A 15,841-nucleotide genomic window follows, 5' to 3' on the forward strand; every position below is an offset into this window, starting at 1 on the left:
CAGAATCCGCTTGACGGCAGCGGGTCAGTTGCGTGAGTATTTTATAATAATACAATGTCTTCAAATAGAATACAATGAATCCTGCCACCGAGACTGATATCGCGATCGAGCCGGCCAAGGCCGGGAAAAAAGGCGGGGTCCGCCCCCTCAGCTCCGTGCTGAAAAGCCTGTCGCTACTCGATGCCCTGGCGACGGTGCCGAAACCGGTGCGCCTGGCCGACCTGACCCGGCAGGTCGGCGGCGAACGCGGCACGGTGTATCAGCGTCTGGTCACGCTGATGGCGGCCGGCTGGGTCGAGCAGCTCGAAGACGGCAGCTTCCGCCTCAGCTTGCGCGCCGTGCAGGTGGCACATGCCGCGCTGGAGCAATCCAGCCTCGGTACCCGTATCGTGCCGGTGATGCAGCGCCTGGTCGGTGAAGTGGGCGAGACCGCTTCGCTGGCGGTGCTGGATGGCGATGAGGCCCGCATCGTGCAGCGCGTCGAATCCGATGAGTTGTTGCGCGCCGACTCGAAGCTTGGTTCCAGCCTCTCCCTCGATAATTCTGCGACCGGCCGCGTGCTGGTCGCCTTTGCCGATGCCGAGCGGCTGGCGGCCTGGCGCCAGCGCAATGTGGCTTTGCCTGACAATGTCATGATGGCCCAGGTGCGGCGCGACTCCTTCGCGGTTTCCGGCAGCCGCGTCACCGGCATCTCGGCTTCGGCCGCACCGGTTTTCGACAGCGCCGGCCGCTGTTATGCCGCGCTGTCGCTGGTCGGGCCGAGTAATCGGTTTGTGGCCAGCAAAAGCCGCGATGCACTGATCCGCGCAGCCGAACAGGTCACCCGCATGATCCAGGGCAAGGACCAATGAGCGCGCCTCGTCCGGCTCCGCCGATGGTGCAGCCGATGGCGCTGCGCCCGCCAGAGCAGGTGATGCGACCCGAGCGCCTCGCGGCGATCCAGCCGAGCCGGCTGAGCGTATCGCGCGCCATGATGGCGCGGATGACGCGCGAACGCTGGGATGTGCGCTGCCTCAGCTTCGATATCGACGAGCGTGCCAAGGGCACGGCGCTGTACCGCATCACGGCGCCGGGTGGCGTGTTCGATTTCCCGGTCTTCTCGTTTGAATTCAATCCGGCCGGTCGCACCGGCCGCATCATCGGCCGCAACTGGGACATGATGGGAGCGCTGGTCGAAGGCCCGATGTCGGCGCTCGAAATCGAGCATACCCAGCGCGAACTGCCCAAACTTTATGCCGGCCGCGCCACCGAACGCACGCTGGTCTGGGCACGCTCCAACCGCTCGTCGCGCGCCTTCGATCATGTGGTCGACAGTCTCAGCGCCGGGCAGCAGCCGGAACTCAGCCGCTTGTCGCAGGTCTGCTACCTGATGCGCAATACCGGACTGGACGGCAATGGCACCTTCGGTACCCGCTCGTTCCGCGCACTGGAAAGCAATCATCCGCTGCGCAACCCGCTGGCAGCCCAGATGCTCAGTGCCTATATGATGCGCGAATTCGCCACCGATCTGGTGACAGGCCTGGCACGCCATCGTGGTGGGGCGCAGGCTGTCGAGCTCGATCCGGCGATCCGGCGATTTCTCGGTGTTGGCAACGGCTCGGCGCTCGGCCTGATCCTGTTCGCCAACAATCACCCCAAGCTGCTCGACCGTTTCCTGCATGCGCGCGAAACAGCACTGGCCCATGCCAAGGGGCTGGCGGCGCTGCCCGGCAGCCCGGAGATCAAACGCTTGCAGACTTTGCTGGATCGCGTCATCCGGTTTCGGCTGGAAGACCGCACGGTTTACGATGCGCTGGTGCCCAGCGACACGATCGCTGCGGAGCTTGCCATCGTACGTAACGCGCTGAACGATTATATCGCCACCGGTCATATTGGTGGCTTGCCATCCCCTGTGCCGCTGGCGGCGCTGTGCGATCATCTGGAAACCCGGGTGCTGCCCGAGACGCAGGAAACCTTGCATTCGCTGCTGATCGAGTTGGTGCCCGAGCTGGCCGATTCGCTGTGCGAGACATTGATTGTCAGCGAAGAAACCACGGTAGCGCCTGCCATGCGGGTCGGCGAACTGCGCCAGATTCTGCATGACGACTATGCTTGGTGTTTTGCCATGGATCTCAGCACCGAGGCATCGCGCCGCTATATCTGGTACAAGTCGGCCACCGCCGAGGAACCCCGCCGCGGTCCGCGCGAGGAGGTCGAGCAGGCCTTTAATCTCGGTCTCGATCTGCCACGCCTGATCCAGCAGCTTGATATTGCGCTTGCCAGCCAGCCAGCCGATCGCACGATGGCACATTTCCTGCTCGGCCACCCAGAGCATCGCGGCATCGTCGCCCGCGTGCAGACCCTGCGCGGCCTGCGCTATCACTCACCGCATATGAATATCATGGGTGAAGATTTCATTCCGATCCAGATGGTGCGGCTGCTCAATGTCGGTCTGCATGGCATCGACAAGACCCGCGATTTCCTCAATCGCAACCTCCGCGGTGTACTCTATCACGGCGCGCCGCTGCCAGAAGATCTGCGAACCGGTGCGCATGGTGACTGGTTCTATCCCGCGGAGCCCGTGTGATGAACCTGTCCAGTGCCGTAATCGCCGACGATGAAATTCTGCTGTCGGTACGCGAGACGCGCCTGATTGTCGAGCGCATCCTGCTGCTCACGGATCTGCCGCGCGGCAGCGTCACGGCGGTGCGCGAAGCGATCCTGGCCTGCGAAGGCCATGGCCTGGGGGCGCTGGCGCATCTGCGCGATGATTTCGACAATATCAATGCGATGCAGCCGGCCCGGGTCTTTTTCTTTGAGGCCGATGGCAAGGCCGAGCTTGATGCCAAGGGCGAACATGCCTGGGCAATCATGCCGTCGCTGGTCGAACTGGTGGTCGAGCAGTGCCGCCGGCCGGTCGCTAGTCAGGCGGCGGGGTGCGGCACGGCCTCGCTGGCGGTGCATGATGTGCGCATGCCGGCGATGCTGGCGGCGCTGACGCCGCTGGCGCTGCGCCATCAGGTCAGCCTGGGGATCACCATCACCGATGACGGTGCACTGATCCGTGGTGCCGACCGCAGCACTGAAACCAGCGCTATTGCTATGTCGAGCAATGACCTAGATCCATTCCTGTCGCGCATGCTGCGCGAGGGTTTCCACACGCCGCGCCAGCTCTGGTCGGACCTCTATCATCTGTCGAACCGGTCGCTGACGCCCGATTCCGTGGTGTCGCGCCGCCACGCCGGCCCAATCATCGTCGATGAGAATGGCCGCATCATCGGTCGTCCCGATGACGATGAAACCGACTTATCCCTGTTGTCCCAGCCTGCCGCCTGAGGGTTCCGACGATGCGTAACGATGCGATGATCTTTGATGGATTACAGTGCGGCCATTTCGATCGTGCGGTTTTCGAATCGCTGCTCAGGGGCACGGTCCGTTGCGTCACCGTCACGCTTGGTTTCTGGGAAAACGCCATCGAATCGATGGATGCCATTGCGCGCTGGCGCGAGATGGCACGCGCCAATGCCGATATCGTCAGCATCGCACGCACGGCCGTCGATATCGACCGCGCGGTAGCGGAGGGCAAGCTGGCGCTGTTGCTCGGTTTCCAAAATGCCATGCTGTTCGAAGGCCGCATTGCTTTCGTCGAGTTGTTTGCCGATCTCGGTGTGCGCGTGGTGCAGCTCACCTACAACAACCAGAACGACCTCGGCGGCAGTTGCTACGAGGAGCATGATTCCGGCTTGGCCCGCTATGGCAAAGAAGTGATCCGAGAGATGAACCGCACCGGCATCCTGGTCGACCTGTCGCATGTCGGCAATCGCACCACGCTGGATGCGGTGAAATTCTCGCAGAAGCCGGTGGCGGTCAGCCATGCCAATGCCGACTCGCTCTATCCGCACAAGCGCAACAAGACCGACGATGTGCTGAAGGCGCTGAAGGACAATGGTGGCGTGATCGGCTGCGCCACGTATCGCAATATCGCCGGCGATCATTATTGCGCTTCGGTCGACAATTGGTGCGACATGGTGGCGCGCACGGTGGAGATCGCTGGCATTGATCATGTCGGTATCGGCACCGATCGCAGCCATAATACCACCCAGAAGGACCTGGACTGGATGCGCGCCGGCCGCTGGACCCGTGGCATCGATTACGGTGCGGGTTCGGCCGCGCGCCCGGGCAAGGCGCCGCCGGCCGATTGGTTCAGAGATGTGCAGAATATCGGTGAGATCACCGGTGGTCTGCAGCGCAAGGGCTTCAATGCCGAGGAAGTCGCCAAGATCACGCATGGCAACTGGCGTCGCGTCTACGAGGCCTCACTCGCCTGAATACGCGCTGATATCAACCGGGGATACTGGAGGAGGGGGTTATGACCAATAAGAATATCAAGACTGAAGGCAAGTCCATCAGCCGCCGTTCGGCACTGCAGCTGGCCGGCGCCACGGTCGCGCTCACGTTTCCCGGCCCCTTCATCAGTCGCGCCCATGCGCGCGACGTCCTTTATGTGAACACCTGGGGCGGTCCCTGGGAGGAAGCGGCGCAGAAGCATCTGTTCGAACCCTTCATGAAAGAGACCGGCGTCGAGATCAAGACAGTCTCGCCGGTTTCGTTTGCCAAGCTGGCTGCGCAGGTGAAAACCGGTGTCTATGAATTCGACGTCACCACGCTGGGCGATTCAGATATCGTGCGCGCCAATGAAGCCGGTATTATCGAGGATGCGTCCAAAGCGCCGCTCGACCAGTCCAAACTCTGGCCCGGCGCGGTGTTCCAGAATGGCGTCGGCTCGCATGCCTTTGCCACGCTGATTTCCTATCGCAAGGACAAATTCCCCAATGGCGGGCCGCAGAGCTGGGCCGATTTCTTCAACCCGCAGAAATTCCCCGGCACGCGCTGTCTGCAGCGTCATGCCGGCCGTGTGCTGGCGATCGCGCTGCTCGCCGATGGCGTGGCGCCGGACAAGCTGTATCCGATGGATCTCGACCGCGCCTTCAAGGCGCTGGAACGGATCAAGCCGCACCTGCGCGTGTGGTGGACGCAGGGCCCGCAGTCGGGCCAGCTGCTGCGCGACGGCGAAGTGGATATGATCGGCATCTGGCAGACCTATCCGGTACGCCTGATGCGGGAAAAGCAGCCGGTCGAACTGGTCTGGAACCAGGCGTTGCTCGATCGCGCCTACTGGGTGGTGTCGAAAGGCTCGCCGCGCGCCGACCTGGCGTGGAAATTCGTCCAGTCGGCGATCCGGCCCGAGCGCATTTCGAAATTCGCACTGGAGAATATCTACGGCCCGCTCAATCCGAAGGCCTTCGAGCATGTCAGCACCGACGACGCCAGGCTGATGCCGACCTCGCCCGAGAATATCAAGAAAGTGGTGATCCAGGACACCAGCAAAGCTTCCGATCAGCTGCAGGAGGCCAGCAAGCAGTTCGAGCGCTGGATCGGCCGCTAAGACCGGAGCATTGGTATGACGCAGGGCACGGGCATTATGATGCAGCAGCGGGCCGGTCGCAGGACCACATGGCTGCTGCTGTTGCCCGTGCTCGTTTTCCTGGCGGTGTTTTTTCTCGTGCCGCTCGGGCAGGTGCTATATTTCAGCGTGATGGATCCGACCTTCACGCTGCATCATTACCTGGCGTTCTTCACCGACGACTTCTACTGGCGGGTGCTGTTCGGTACCTTCCGCACAACCGCCATCGTTACCGCGTTTTCCCTGCTGCTGTCCTATCCGCTCAGCTATGCCATCGTGCGACTGGGTGGCGGCTTTGCCACCGCGATGCTGCTGATCGTGGCGATGAGCTTCTGGACCAGCTTCCTGGTCCGCACTTTTGCCTGGATGGTGATCCTTGGCAATAACGGCCCGCTGCGCGCCATTCTGGCTACCATGGGCTGGACTCCGCCGCCGGAACTGCTGTTCACCCGGTTCAGCTCCACGTTGGCGATGGTGCACCTGCTGGTGCCCTTCATGGTGCTGGCGCTCTATTCGGTGATGAAGAAGATCGACTACACCCTGGTGCGGGCCGCCATCAGCCTTGGCGCCACGCCGTTCGAAGCCTTCCGCCGGGTCTTTCTGCCGCTCAGCGCGCCCGGCATCGTCAACGGCTGCACGCTGGTTTTCATCATGTGCCTGGGCTTCTATGTCACGCCGGTGCTGCTCGGCAGTCCGCGCGAACAGATGATTGCCGGGCTGATCGGCACCCAGATCGAGGAATTCCTCGAATTCGGCGAGGCCTCGGCCACCGCCGTGATCCTGCTCTGCGTCACCATGACGGTGTTTGCCATCTACAACCGCTTTGTCGGTCTCGACAAGCTGTGGGGCTGAGCATGCGCATCGTCATTGCCCTGGCCCTGCTCTCTGCGCTGTTCATCCTTGGACCGCTGCTGATCGTGGTGCCGATGTCGTTCAGCACGGCGAAATCCTTCGCCTTCCCACCGCCGGATTACTGGCTCGGCTACTACCGCGCGTTCTTCGCCGATATCCGCTGGACCCAGCCGGTGATCAATTCGGTGCTGATTGCGCTGGCCACCATGCTGCTGACCATGGCGCTGGTGATCCCGGCCTCGTTCGCCATGGTGCGGCAGCGCTTTCTCGGCCGATCGGCGATGAACCTTTTGCTGATGATGCCGATGATCGTGCCGCATATCGTCATGGCGCTCGGCTACTACTCCTATTTCGGCCATCTGAAGATCATTCATTCGCCGCTCGGCGTGGTGCTGGCCCATACCTGCCTGTCGGTGCCGGTCTGCTACCTGATCATCGCCGCCGCCCTGAAAGGCTTCGACCGCAACCTGGAGCGCGCCGCGATGAATCTGGGCGCCAGCCCGCTGCGTACCTTCTGGGAAGTCACCTTCCCGGTGCTGCGGCCGGGCTTCCTGGTCGGAGGCCTCTTCGCATTCATCCATTCCTTCGACGAGGCGGTCGTGGCAATCTTCATTTCCGGCCAGGCGGCATCCACCCTGCCGCGCAAGATGTTCGACAGTATCCGCATCGAGGCCGATCCGATCGTCTCGGTGGTCTCGACGCTGCTGTTCGCCGCCGTGCTGCTGGCCGTGCTCAGTCCATTGCTGTGGCGTGCCATAAGTAATACGCGGCGGCAGGTGCAGAGCGGGACCGCGACGGCATGAATGCATTTGCGGGGCGTATGGAAGGACGGCAGGGCGTGACGGGCAGCTATCTCGAGATCCGCGATCTGGTCAAATCCTACGACGGCTATCAACAGGCCGTGCGCGGCATTTCGCTCGCTATCGCCAAGGGTGAATTCGTGTCATTCCTGGGACCGAGCGGTTCGGGCAAGACCACGACGCTGATGATGGTGGCCGGTTTCGAGCAGCCGACCGCGGGCCGCATCGTTCTGGGCGGGCGAGAGATCGCCCCGGTACCGCCGCACAAACGCAATATCGGCATGGTGTTCCAGAATTATGCGCTGTTTCCGCATATGACGGCGGCCGAGAATGTCGGCTTTCCCCTGCGCATGCGCAAACGTCCGGCAGCCGAAATTACCCGGCGCAGCCGCGAAGCGCTGGCGATGGTCGGACTGGCTGATTTCGCCGGCCGACAGCCGCGCGAACTCTCCGGCGGCCAGCAGCAACGCGTGGCGTTGGCGCGTGCGCTGGTGTTCGAGCCCGATGTGCTGCTGCTGGACGAACCACTGGGCGCGCTGGACAAGAATCTGCGCGAGCATATGCAGGTCGAGATCAAGCGCATCCATCGCGAGCTTGGCATCACCACGATCTACGTCACCCATGACCAGACCGAAGCGATGACCATGTCGGATCGCATCGCCGTGTTCAGCCAGGGTGTGGTAGAGCAGTTTGCCGCGCCGCTGGATGTTTACCTGCGCCCGGCGACCCGCTTTGTCGGTGGCTTTGTCGGCGACAGCAATTTCTTCGAGGCCAGCGGCCGGACCGGCATGCTGGAAGTCGCGGGGCTTGGCACGCTGAGCCTGCCGCAGGCGCCGGTATCGGCCAGTGGCCGTTACGATGTGCTGGTGCGACCCGAGGCGATCGGCCTGTGGCGCGGCAGCGGCGACAGGGCTGGCCATTGCGTGGTGCCGTTTACCGTGACGGCACTGGTCAATTACGGCGACAGCGTGCTGCTGATCGGCAGCAGCGGCGACCTCAGCCTGCGCGCCCGCATCCCTTTTATGCTAGCAACCGATATCCGTGAAGGTACCGCACTCAGCCTAAGCTGGCGCCACGCCGACATGCATTGCATACCGGCTTGAACGCTTATGCCGGCCTGGACCGGCTGAGCGGTGCTGCGGTGAACGGCGAAGTGCCGGCGCCGAGCAGGATGCCAGGCTTGTTCTTGCGTTCGAACGGCAGTTCCACCAGCGGCGGGATCGGACAGCTGTAAGGCGCGCCGGCGGTACGTTGTTCCCATTCCTCGCGGGCGGATTTCAGCAGCGCCTCGTCGCTGAACGCGTCAATGGCGGTGGCCGCCATGGCCTTGGCCGCCTGCAGCATTGCCTTGTGCGCGGCCGGCTGTTTACCCTGTGCCACCAGCTGCCAGGAATGTCCCGGAGTGCCGACGGCGAAGCAGGGGGCCCAGCATTGAACGGTGGGCGTCAGCCAGCTGACATCGCCCACATCGGTGGAGCCATAGAGCTGCCGGGGTGTGCCATCGAAGGGCAGGATGCCTTCATGCAGCGGCCTGTCATAAGTGGTCGGTTCGCCGACGCTGCGTAAGCTTGAGAATACATCCTCCGGCGTCAACGCATCGCGTCGCATGCGCTCGGCAAAGGCGCGGTCGGCATCGTCGAACTGCACGGGGCCGAGCTGTTCTATATTGCGATGCATCGCCCATTCCAGTGCCATATTGGGCAGCACTTCGGAGCAGGCCTTGTCGAAATCGACAAAGGCCTGGGTCTCGGTCATCAGTGCAGCACCCTCGGCGATTTTCTTGACCCGCTCGAACAGGGTATTGGCCAGTGCCACCGAAGGACCGCGCACCAGGTACAGCACTTCCGCCCTGGCCTGCACCACATTGGGCGAGATGCCACCGGTATCGGTGATGGCGTAATGCACCCGGGTATTGGAAGGCATATGTTCGCGCATGTAATTGACGCCGACATTCATCAGTTCGACGGCATCCAGCGCGCTACGGCCCAGATGCGGCGCGCTGGCCGCGTGGGCGGCACGGCCGCTGAAGCGGAAATAGGCCTGGATATTGGCCAGGCTGTTGACCGACATGACGCCGAAGAAGCTGCCGGGATGCCAGGTGACGGCGGCATCCAGATCGGCGAACAGGCCGGCGCGTGCCATGAAGGTCTTGCCCGATCCGCCTTCTTCTGCCGGGCAGCCGTAATAGCGCACGCGGCCGGGCAGCCTGTGCTGTGCCAGATAATCCTTCACCGCGATGGCCGCCAGCATGGCGCCGGCGCCCAGCAGGTTATGGCCGCAGCCCTGGCCGTTGGCCTGTGTGGTCGACCGCCGCTCGGTGACGCCCGAGGCCTGGCCGAGGCCTGACAGGGCATCATATTCGCCGAGCAAACCAATTAGCGGACCATTGCCGCCGCCACTATCATGCCCAGCTTCCGCCATGAAGGCAGTGGGGATGCCGGCGATGTCGCGGGTGATGCGAAAGCCCTCTTTTTCCAGCAGCGCAACCTGCGCCGCAACCGCGCCATGCTCCTGATAGCGCAGTTCGGCCAGATCCCATACCGCATCGCTCAGCGCCATGCAGGCTGCGGCCTTGATGTCGCACAAAGAAGATATGTCGCGGATATTCTGCATAGGCTCGCTTGTTTTTGCGCTTTCCAGGATCGGCAGAATCCTTCTACTCTGAAAACCGGATCGCGGTAAGGGCGTGCTGCCCGAGGCCGCATATATTGCGGGGGATCGCATGAAACAGATTGCGCGTGACTGGTTGCGTCGTATTGCAGGGGCACTGGTGAGCAGCATGCTGCTGGCCGCTGCACTGCCGGTATCAGCCCAGGACCTGAAGATCGGGCTGAAGACCGAGCCCAGCTCGCTGGACCCGCATTATCATGCGCTGATCCCCAACAACCAGATCGCCTTCCATATCTTCGAGGCGCTGACCATGACGGATGCCGATGGCAATCTGCATCCGGGTCTGGCGACATCGTGGAAAGCGATCAGCGATACGGTGTGGGAATTCAAGCTGCGCCCGAATGTCAAATTCTCCGACGGTTCGCCGTTCACGGCCGAGGATGTGGTCTTCACATTCGGACGCACCGGCAAGGTGCCGAACAGCCCGTCGCCGTTTACCATCTATTCCAAGCAGGTCATCGGTTTCGATATCGTCGATCCGTTGACCATCCATCTCAGGACGGCCGCAGCAGCGCCGGCGCTGCCACTCGATATGTCCTTCATCGCCATCATGTCGAAGAAAGCGGCCAAGCCCGATGTGGCCGAGGGCATGACCACCGAAGGCCTCAATCAGGGGCAGGGCCTGATCGGCACCGGTCCGTTCAAATATGTGGAATGGAAGCGCGGCAATCAGCTGGTGCTGGAACGCAACGAGGCTTACTGGGGCGCCAAGCCGGCCTGGAAGACGGTGACCTTCCGGCCACTCACCAACTCGGCGACCCGTGTGGCAGCCATGCTGGCCGGTGACGTCGATCTGATCGAGGATCCACCGACCGACGATCTCGACCGGCTGAAGAAAGATCCGAAGCTGCGGGTTTCTGAATTCGTCTCCAACCGCATCATTTATATCCATATGGATCATTTCGCTGAGCCCAGCATCGGCATCGAGGGCACCAACGGCAAGAATCCGCTGAAGGACAAGCGGGTGCGCCAGGCGCTGTCGCTCGCCATCGACCGCGAGGCGATCGGCGCGCGCATCATGGAAAATGTCGGTATCCCGGCCGGCGGTTTCCTGCCTTACCCGATGTTCGGTGCCGGCAAGGACGAGAAGCCGGACAAATACGACCTGAACAAGGCCAAGGCCCTGCTGGCTGAAGCCGGTTATCCCGATGGTTTCAGCATTGCCCTGGGCACGCCGAACGGCCGCTACATCAACGACATCAAGGTGGCCCAGGCGGTTGCCGCGATGTGGACCCGCGCCGGTATCAAGACCAAGGTGGATGCAGCCGTGCCGCCGGTCTTCTTCAAGAGTCGTGACGAGTTCAAATACAGCGCCTATATGGCCGGCTGGGGTGCGGGCGAGGTGAGCAATTCGCTGCGCTCGTTGGTTGCCACGCCGAACCGCGAAAAAGGCATGGGCACCACCAACAAGGGCCGCTATTCCAACCCGGCTCTGGATGCCAAGATTGAAGAGGCCCTGCGCACGATCGACAACGACAAGCGGTCTGCCCTGCTGCAGGAGGCGACCAAGATCGCCATGACCGATTATGCCCTGCTGCCGCTGCATTTCGAGAAGTCGACCTGGGCCATGAAGCAGACGATCACCTATCCGGGCCGCAACGACCAGATGGTGCGGGCGGATTTCATCAAGCCGGCGAAATAGCGTCGCCGACCTCATCAGCACAAAGGGCCGCAGTGATGCGGCCCTTTTCGTTTAAGCGGCATGCCGCCGCAGTTTATAACCCGTGTTTGGCAATCTGCCAGCCGGTATGGTTGAGGTTGCGGTTGCCAGCCTGGATACCAATATCTTCCAGCGTGGTCGCCATTGAATCGTTCCAGCGATTCAGGAATCCGAACAGGGCGATCACGCCGACAATCTCAACGATTTCATCGTCATTCCAGTGTTGGCGCAGAGCAGTCTGAATCTCGAGTGTCACTGCATTCGGCACGCAGGCTGCCGCCAGGGCAAAATCGAAGGCCGCCCGTTCGGCGTCGCTGAAATGCGGGCTGGTCTGGTATTCCCAGATGTCGCGCAGTCGTTCCAGGCTGGCACCGAAACGTTCGGCCGCCAGGATGGTATGCGCTTCACAGTAGCGGCAGCCGGCGGCATGTGAGGCGACATAGCCGATCAGGCGCTTCTGTTCGGCGGTGACGCGACCGCCATTTTCCATCACGGCTTTGTTCAGATCGGTGAAGGCACGGGCGATGGCCGGCCGGCGCTGCATGGTGAGCACACTGTTCGGCACTACGCCCAGCGGGCCGCGGAAGAACTGGATCAGATCTGTCAGGTCGGGATTGTGGTCTTCGGGGAGCGGAGCAACCAGGGGCATGTTTTATCTTCCGTGTCAATCGGCTGCGTCGCGCGGTGGGGATTTCGGCATGGCTTTGCGTTCCTCGTCCTGCAGCACGCGCCACAGGATCTTGCCGGTCGCCGATTTCGGCAGGGCTTGCGCGAATTCGACCACGCGCGGCACCTTGTAAGCCGCCATGCGCTCGCGGCACCAGGCCTGCACGCTGTCCGGCGTCATGGTGGTGGCGCCATCCTTCGGCACGATCACGGCTTTCACTGTTTCACCGCGATGGGCATCGGCAGTGGCGATGATGCAGACCTCGCGGATACCGGGATGGGCATACATCATGGCCTCGATCTCGCTTGGCCAGACCTTGTAACCGGAGGCATTGATCATGCGCTTGAGGCGGTCGACAAGGAAGAAGAAACCCTGTTCGTCGTAATAACCGAGGTCGCCGGAGCGGAAGAAGCGCTTGCCGTCGCGTTCGAAAAACACCTTCGCGGTTTCTTCCGGCCGGTTCCAGTAGCCGAGGAAAATCTGCGGCCCGGCCATCACGATCTCGCCGGTCTCGTTGGGGCCGAGCTCTTCCAGCGTGTCGGGATTTACGATGCGGGAATCGACATCGAAGACCGGAATCCCCAGGCATTGCGGCTTCGGATTGTCGACCGGGTTGATATGCGTGGCGGCGATGGTCTCCGACAGGCCATAGCCTTCGATGTAATCCAGCCCGGTGAAATCCTTCAACTTGGCCGCCACCGCCCTGGGCATCGGGGCGCCGCCGCCGCCGATGCCGATCAGCGACGACAGGTCCCAGCTGGCTGAGGCCGGATCGGACAGGAAGTCGACGCACATCGTGGTGATATTGCGCCAGTGCGTGACGCGATGGCGCCGGATCAGCTCGGCCGCCACCTTGCGGTCCCAGCGCGTCATCACCACCAGCGTCGCACCGTTGAACAGCGGCGCATTCATCGAATTCTGCATGCCGGTGACATGGAACAGCGGCAGGGTGACCAGCTGCACCGATTCCGGTGTCGCCGGATTCCAGGCGATCGAGCCGAACAGCGTGGCGGTCACGCCGCGGATACTGTGCAGGCAGCCTTTCGGCGCGCCGGTGGTACCCGAGGAATAAGGCAGCACACACCAGTCGTCATGCGTCGCCTTGTGGGGGCTGGCCGCATGGTTTGCCGCCAGCGCGTCACTCCAGGCGATGGCGGGCGCCGACACGGCCATGCGCGGCGCCGTCATCACGTCCGGCAGATCGAAGTCGGTCGGCTGGGTCAGGTAGTCGGCATAGGCTGCCACCACGGCATGCTGCAGCTCGACGCCGAGCAGCGGCTGCGCATGGGGGAAAACCTCCTGGCCGCAGATCACGGTGCCGGCATTGGTATCGCGCGCGATATGGCGCAGTTCTTCGGCTTTGCTCATCGGGTTGACCGGCACCACCACGGCGGTCAGCCGCTGGATAGCGTAATAGGCGATTACGTATTGCGGGCTGTTCTGCATGTAGAGCAGCACCCGGTCGGCACGCTGTACACCGCAATGCTGTTCCAGCCAGCCGGCCAGCCGGTCGACATGGTCTTTCAGCTGCGCATAGGTCAGGACCGAACCGTAATAGAGGATCGCCGGCTTGGTCGGGTAACGCCGGGCCGACAGTTCCAGGTTTTCGTACAGGCTGGTGGCCGGCAGGGTCAGGTGTTTGGGCACCCCCTTGGGCCAGACCGCGTAATGCCGGTCGAACATCGGTTTCCTCCGTTTATGCCGGGCATGCTCCGGTGTTTCGGTTCCGGATTCAATTGTGACCTAAGGGAAGGCGCGCGTTCGGTTGACGGCGGGCGGGAACAGGCAGATAATATTTGCAAATGCAAATAAATCCGTGTCGGGAGGATTCGGATATGAACTTTGCCCCTACCTCACTGTCAGCCGAGACCCTGCCGCGCTGGGCCGATGAGGGTTCCAGTCGGATTCCCTTCTGGGCCTATACCGACCCGATGGTCTATCGCCGTGAGATCGAGCGGTTTTTCCATGGCGGTGGCCACTGGTGCTACGTCGCGCTGGAGGCCGAGCTGCCCAAGGCGGGCGATTACAAGCTGTCGTATGTCGGCGAGCGGCAGGTGATCGTCGTGCGAGACCGCGATCAAAGCATACACGTCGTGGAAAACCGCTGCGCCCATCGCGGCGTGCGCTTTTGCCAGAAGCCGCGCGGCACTGCGCGCAGCTTCGTCTGCCCCTATCACCAATGGACCTACAAGCTGAATGGCGATCTCGCCGGTCTGCCGTTTCGCCAGGGCGTGAAAAAGGACGATGGCGAAGTGCAGGGCGGCATGCCGCCCGACTTCGATCTCAAGCAGCATGGTTTGACCAAGCTCAAAGTCGCGACCTATAACGGCCTGGTCTTTGCGACTTTCGATCACGATGCGCCGGGTTTCGAGGATTACATCGGTCCGGATGTGATGCCGTGGCTCAACCGCATTTTCGACGGCCGCAAGCTCACCATCCTCGGCACCAACCGCCAGCGTATTCCGGGCAACTGGAAGCTGATGATGGAGAATATCAAGGATCCGTATCATCCGGGCCTGCTGCACACCTGGTTCGTCACCTTCGGCCTGTGGCGGGCCGATCAGCAATCGCGCATGGTGATGGACAGCCATGGCCGCCATGCGGTGATGATCTCGCAGCGCAATGCTGGCGGCGAGGCCAAGGCGGTCACCGAAGGGGTCACCAGCTTCAAGAAGGACATGACGCTGAACGATACGCGCCTGCTCGATGTGATGCCGGAATACTGGTGGAAGGGGCCGACGGTGACGATGATTACCCTGTTTCCCAGCGTGATCATCCAGCAGCAGGTCAATTCGCTCTCCACGCGGCATATCGTGCCGTCCGGTCCTGATGCTTTCGATTTCGTCTGGACGCATTTTGGCTTTGAAGAGGATGACGAGACAATGACGCGGCGTCGGTTGCGCCAGGCCAACCTTTTCGGCCCGGCCGGCTTCGTTTCGGCCGACGACGGCGAGGTGATCGAATTCTCTCAGGATGGTTTCCGCCAGAAGGGCGCCGAGGGCGCCACGGTCTGCGAACTGGACGGCCGCGGCATCGCACCGACCTCGCATATGGTCACCGAAACGCTGATCCGTGGCATGTATGGATACTGGCGCAAGGTGATGGAGATCTGATCATGCCGATGCGCCCGCATGCCATCGCCCTGTCGGTGCTGGAATCCCAGTATCGCGTCGACCAGTTCAATGCCGCCTATGGCGACTGCCTGGATCGTGGCGCGTATGACTCCTGGATTGCCATGTTCACAGAGGACTGCCTCTACAAGGTGGTGCCGCGGGAAAATCACGATGCCGGGCTGCCGCTCTGCACCATGGCGCTGGAAGGCCAGGGCATGCTGAAGGACCGTGTCTACGGCATCACCAACACCTTGTTTCACGCACCCTACTATCAGCGCCATGTGATCGGTGGCGCGCGTATCCTGTCGGATAACGGCATCACGATTGAAGCAACCGCGAATTATTCTGTCTTCCGCACCAAACCCGGCTCGGTCTCCGAGGTTTACAACGTCGGCCGCTATCTCGATCGCTTCGTTTATGGCGACCAGGGCCTGCTGCTGCAGGAACGGCTTTGCGTCTTCGACAGCGAGCTGATCCTCAATTCCCTGATCTATCCGATCTAGACGACGCGGTTTTTCAGCTCCGCCGCTGCTTTCAGCAGCCCCCGGGCCGATTTGGGAAGCCCTTGCGCAAAACTGGCCCAGTACGTGGAGAAAGAGAAATATAACCCCCGCACCCCCAGCCCCACCAAACCAC

General features: G+C 62.2%; 14 protein-coding genes. 11 read left to right on the forward strand and 3 right to left on the reverse strand.

All coding sequences use genetic code 11. The features are described from left to right. The first annotated feature begins 74 nt into the window (after positions 1 to 74). The 8 genes from OJJ21_RS11475 to OJJ21_RS11510 are packed head-to-tail and all read left to right on the forward strand — an operon-like array spanning position 75 to position 8,198. The gene (locus OJJ21_RS11475) at positions 75 to 851 is read left to right on the forward strand and encodes an IclR family transcriptional regulator (RefSeq protein WP_297686297.1); all 777 of its coding nucleotides are present in this window, start codon (positions 75 to 77) and stop codon (positions 849 to 851) included. After that, complete coding sequence (locus OJJ21_RS11480; protein WP_297686300.1) at positions 848 to 2,566, forward strand: hypothetical protein; 1,719 nt, start codon at positions 848 to 850, stop codon at positions 2,564 to 2,566. The genes OJJ21_RS11475 and OJJ21_RS11480 overlap by 4 nt, the downstream gene beginning before the upstream one ends. Beyond that, a complete protein-coding gene (locus tag OJJ21_RS11485) occupies positions 2,566 to 3,315 on the forward strand; it encodes a hypothetical protein (protein WP_297686302.1) in 750 nt (249 codons plus the stop codon). The genes OJJ21_RS11480 and OJJ21_RS11485 overlap by 1 nt, the downstream gene beginning before the upstream one ends. 11 nt (positions 3,316 to 3,326) lie before the next feature. Further along, the gene (locus tag OJJ21_RS11490) at positions 3,327 to 4,307 is read left to right on the forward strand and encodes a dipeptidase (RefSeq protein ID WP_297686304.1); all 981 of its coding nucleotides are present in this window, start codon (positions 3,327 to 3,329) and stop codon (positions 4,305 to 4,307) included. A 41-nt stretch (positions 4,308 to 4,348) separates the two neighbouring features. Next, a complete protein-coding gene (locus OJJ21_RS11495; RefSeq protein ID WP_297686306.1) occupies positions 4,349 to 5,425 on the forward strand; it encodes an ABC transporter substrate-binding protein in 1,077 nt (358 codons plus the stop codon). Between the two features lie 15 nt (positions 5,426 to 5,440). Continuing rightward, positions 5,441 to 6,295 carry an ABC transporter permease gene (locus tag OJJ21_RS11500; protein WP_297686308.1) on the forward strand — a complete coding sequence of 285 codons (855 nt, stop codon included), beginning with the start codon at positions 5,441 to 5,443 and terminating at the stop codon, positions 6,293 to 6,295. 2 nt (positions 6,296 to 6,297) lie between these two features. After that, positions 6,298 to 7,098, forward strand: coding sequence for an ABC transporter permease (locus tag OJJ21_RS11505; RefSeq protein WP_297686310.1), 801 nt, complete (start codon positions 6,298 to 6,300; stop codon positions 7,096 to 7,098). Then, positions 7,095 to 8,198, forward strand: a complete 1,104-nt coding sequence (locus tag OJJ21_RS11510) for an ABC transporter ATP-binding protein (RefSeq protein WP_297686312.1) — start codon at positions 7,095 to 7,097, stop codon at positions 8,196 to 8,198. Before OJJ21_RS11505 ends, OJJ21_RS11510 begins: the two co-directional genes overlap by 4 nt. 4 nt (positions 8,199 to 8,202) lie before the next feature. Here OJJ21_RS11510 and OJJ21_RS11515 read toward each other — a convergent pair whose 3' ends face one another. Next, positions 8,203 to 9,708: a M20 family metallopeptidase gene (locus tag OJJ21_RS11515; RefSeq protein ID WP_297686314.1), complete on the reverse strand. Its 1,506-nt coding sequence runs from the start codon at positions 9,706 to 9,708 to the stop codon at positions 8,203 to 8,205. A 109-nt stretch (positions 9,709 to 9,817) separates the two neighbouring features. Here OJJ21_RS11515 and OJJ21_RS11520 point away from each other — a divergent pair, with 109 nt between their 5' ends. Further along, the gene (locus tag OJJ21_RS11520) at positions 9,818 to 11,407 is read left to right on the forward strand and encodes an ABC transporter substrate-binding protein (RefSeq protein ID WP_297686316.1); all 1,590 of its coding nucleotides are present in this window, start codon (positions 9,818 to 9,820) and stop codon (positions 11,405 to 11,407) included. Positions 11,408 to 11,480: 73 nt separating this feature from the next. On the opposite strand, the gene OJJ21_RS11525 is transcribed toward OJJ21_RS11520, so the two are convergent. Both OJJ21_RS11525 and OJJ21_RS11530 read right to left on the reverse strand, forming a co-directional pair. Further along, entirely contained in the window at positions 11,481 to 12,074 is a 594-nt protein-coding gene (locus OJJ21_RS11525) for a carboxymuconolactone decarboxylase family protein (protein ID WP_297686318.1), read from the reverse strand. Positions 12,075 to 12,089: 15 nt separating this feature from the next. After that, complete coding sequence (locus OJJ21_RS11530; protein WP_297686321.1) at positions 12,090 to 13,775, reverse strand: long-chain-fatty-acid--CoA ligase; 1,686 nt, start codon at positions 13,773 to 13,775, stop codon at positions 12,090 to 12,092. Positions 13,776 to 13,927: 152 nt separating this feature from the next. Here OJJ21_RS11530 and OJJ21_RS11535 point away from each other — a divergent pair, with 152 nt between their 5' ends. Both OJJ21_RS11535 and OJJ21_RS11540 read left to right on the forward strand, forming a co-directional pair. Then, positions 13,928 to 15,205 (forward strand): aromatic ring-hydroxylating dioxygenase subunit alpha, encoded by a 1,278-nt coding sequence (locus OJJ21_RS11535; RefSeq protein ID WP_297686323.1) that lies wholly within the window; start codon positions 13,928 to 13,930, stop codon positions 15,203 to 15,205. A 2-nt stretch (positions 15,206 to 15,207) separates the two neighbouring features. Beyond that, positions 15,208 to 15,708, forward strand: coding sequence for an aromatic-ring-hydroxylating dioxygenase subunit beta (locus OJJ21_RS11540; RefSeq protein WP_297686325.1), 501 nt, complete (start codon positions 15,208 to 15,210; stop codon positions 15,706 to 15,708). Positions 15,709 to 15,841: the final 133 nt, after the last annotated feature.

Origin of the sequence: Ferrovibrio sp. (assembly GCF_025869515.1) — a bacterium.
GTDB lineage: Bacteria > Pseudomonadota > Alphaproteobacteria > Ferrovibrionales > Ferrovibrionaceae > Ferrovibrio.